Genomic DNA, 2,940 nt, shown 5'->3' with positions numbered 1-2,940 from the left:
AAAAGCAAGTGGCCCTCACTATCTTTGCTCCACCCAGAACGCTTAGGAGTAAACAGCAATTTTCTCTCCGTTATTTCCTGAACGGCAAGGTAGAAAGCAGCTACAAGGTATTTTTCAGGACAATCCGGATCGCGTCGAATAAATGAAAGATGTTGTAGCACCTCTCGTTTCTTGTATTCTCGCATAGTTAGCGTAATCGGATACACTTTGCCATCATACTCAAGCTCAATGTAAATTACTTCGTATTCATTTGGCCCCCTGGGATTTACGACAAGTGCTTGCAAAATACGGAATTTTGCAATATTGCCTTCGTATCCGTTTCATTCCTTGAATTTCCACATACAACTTAGCTTATCTTGAAATATCCGTCGAGGAGATAAGTCACGTTTCGAGTAATTCTCAAGGAACGTTTTCGGTTCAAGCCAAGCTTCTCCTGAAAAGATTTTATCCATAACGCCTATCGGAGTTCTTTGTCTTTCATCTTTTTCAACGACAAAGCACTGGCTGGTCGGCCATGATACCTGCTGTGATGGAATTCCCACAAATGAAACATCCGAACTCTGATTATTGCCTTGGTCAACTGGGCAATTAGCAAAAGCCTTAAAAGCAAAATCCATAATCAGTCCTCCTTATTTAATATCTTTGAAGCTTTAGGCTTCAATTATATTATATAACATTGAAAACTCAAATTATATTTATTACACGGGTAAAATATGGATTAAGCTCAATCAAAACCACGTTAAGAATAACCTGATTTTTTAAACCGTTACCTTTTTCCGGGTAGGAGTGATAGAATGAAAAGAAAAGATGTTTTAAGTGAACTTTTAATGACTCTATTTTCAAGAACAACTGTAAAACCAGGTGGCGGAAAAATATACTGTAGCGGGAATCTGTTCAGCTCTTGCCAGTTTAATCGCGACGCTTATGATCAATATGTAAAATTGTTGAAAATAGCATTTGTTGATAATAACCCTCAGATTCAAAAGCCTTCATATAATCCCATAAGATTTGACAGAATAAATAGTCTTACGCGCTTTGAAGCATATCTCCGATCATACGATGTGGATATAACTTTTGCTTCGACAGGAAACAGCACCTCTTCTCCCAGGGCTTATGATGCTGCGCTTGAGTTACTGAAGGCTATCTTTTCTCCATCTACTGCTACTAAGATATTCATTATTGAAAAGGAAGATATAAGCAAGGAGTTCACAAGCGCGCTTCACAGCATAAGAAAAATGCAGATTGGCAGCAATATCAGCAGCTTTCTCGATTCCGTTGATACTATTCCCCAGCCCTGCTTCATATATGATACAAGTTATACCAACGACAAGACTCAATATAACCGTAGCTTGCTTATCAATACAACAGAGGACATGTTTTCAGATGTTCCGATCATTAAAGAAATATCGTTGAATATATGGATTGACGAAAATGGAAAGTATGATTACAAAAGCGAATCCCTTTATAATAGTATAACCTCACCTTTCATGTGCTATAACGAAGAACAAGGTGTTACGATAAATAATAGCGGTAATAATAGTGAATATTTTATCAAGAAGCCCGTTTCCTTAGTAAGAATAAAGAATAGTTTCCCTAATATGTTTTATTTTGTAACTCATCTTGATCAGAAAACTGTTTTCAATAAATATCAGTGCTCAGATGAATCAGAGTTGATTAACATCATTACAAGAAGAGGGCGAAATCAGTATTTTGAAGGTTTTAAGGATATTCTAAGTCAGTATGAGCTTTCTCTTGTAGAATACACCGACGATCTGATAAAAAGACTATTAAGCATTGATCTTCTATGGCTTTATGATAATAAACAGAAACAAATTGAAAAATGTAAAGAAGAGGTCAGTAAGATACTTATCGGATACGCTCATGTGTTCAGCTTGATCGATATGTGTTCTGAAGAAGTAATAATAAAACAGCTAATTGCAATTCTTCATCATGCCGTAACAGAAACCACTAAGTTTATTGAAAATAACGGCAGGTTTATTGCGGAATGTGCTGTCAAACATAACTGTGAAGGTCACATAAACTATGTCAAAAACAAATCCTATGGAAATAAATATAAGCAACACACAGCTTTATCTGAGAAGCTGAAGCAAGTACCTAATACTGAACCCAGAACTCTATACGAAAGCTATTACTATACATCAAGTAATGAACTTGATAGGTTATTAAACGCAATAAGCAAATACAAGAATTACTTCAAAAAATCCAAAAAATCTTCGTAATTACGTTTTTTGAAATTAACGCTCTCCGATAATGTGTAAAAAGTCTCCCTTTTTCATCATTTTTGAGCATGACTTTTTCTGAAAACGTAAATTCAAAAATTTTTTCAGTTTTTTTATGATGATAACAATGCAGCCTCCTACACGGAGGCTGCTTCTATTGTCACGTTGTTTTGTACAGCCTGTAATAGTGTGAACGCGAGATTCCCAGCTCTCGCATTGCTTCTACAGGTTTCTTATTTCCGCAGCGTACTTCCGCCATTACCTCACGCCAGTTATCAGGCAGAGGCTTTGACGGGCGCCCGAACTTGATGTTCTTTCGTTTTGCGGATTCTATACCCTCACGCTGACGAGCTCGTATCTTGTTTCGTTCATTTTCGGCAATAGCACCGAGCACTTCTATCAATATTGCGTTTATCATTTCAAGCACCCAAGCCTGCTCCGGCGGAAAGTCAGTGAGCGTTGTAGGTATATCCAGTATCTTGACTCTGATACCCATATCCTTGAACTCTTCCAATTCTCGCTTTATATCGGCTTTGCTACGGCTGAGCCTGTCCAACTCCTTTATGACGAGTGTATCTCCTTTACGGAGTATCTGACGCTTCAAGTACTGATAACCTTCACGCTCAGTATCTTTGCCGGAGGCTTTATCAATTATAATGTTCTGCTGAGGTACTCCGAATTTGATAAGTGCTTCAAGCTG

The 2,940-nt window shown here is 37.6% G+C and carries 4 protein-coding genes; 1 reads left to right on the top strand and 3 read right to left on the bottom strand.

Annotated features, from left to right (window positions below; translation table 11 throughout):
• On the bottom strand, window positions 1–284 hold a 284-nt coding region (locus tag BLW60_RS17060), incomplete at its 3' end, for a hypothetical protein (protein WP_207645956.1).
• A 36-nt stretch (window positions 285–320) separates the two neighbouring features.
• Window positions 321–617, bottom strand: a complete 297-nt coding sequence (locus tag BLW60_RS16130) for a hypothetical protein (protein ID WP_074719204.1) — start codon at window positions 615–617, stop codon at window positions 321–323.
• Between the two features lie 177 nt (window positions 618–794).
• Here BLW60_RS16130 and BLW60_RS16125 point away from each other — a divergent pair, with 177 nt between their 5' ends.
• Window positions 795–2,240 (top strand): hypothetical protein, encoded by a 1,446-nt coding sequence (locus tag BLW60_RS16125; protein ID WP_074719202.1) that lies wholly within the window; start codon window positions 795–797, stop codon window positions 2,238–2,240.
• A gap of 160 nt (window positions 2,241–2,400) precedes the next feature.
• On the opposite strand, the gene BLW60_RS16120 is transcribed toward BLW60_RS16125, so the two are convergent.
• Window positions 2,401–2,940: recombinase family protein (locus BLW60_RS16120; protein WP_242872908.1), on the bottom strand; the 540-nt coding region annotated here is incomplete at its 5' end.

It is taken from the genome of Ruminococcus flavefaciens (assembly GCF_900108555.1).
GTDB lineage: Bacteria > Bacillota > Clostridia > Oscillospirales > Ruminococcaceae > Ruminococcus > Ruminococcus flavefaciens_P.
This window is presented reverse-complemented; position numbering and strand designations above follow the sequence as displayed.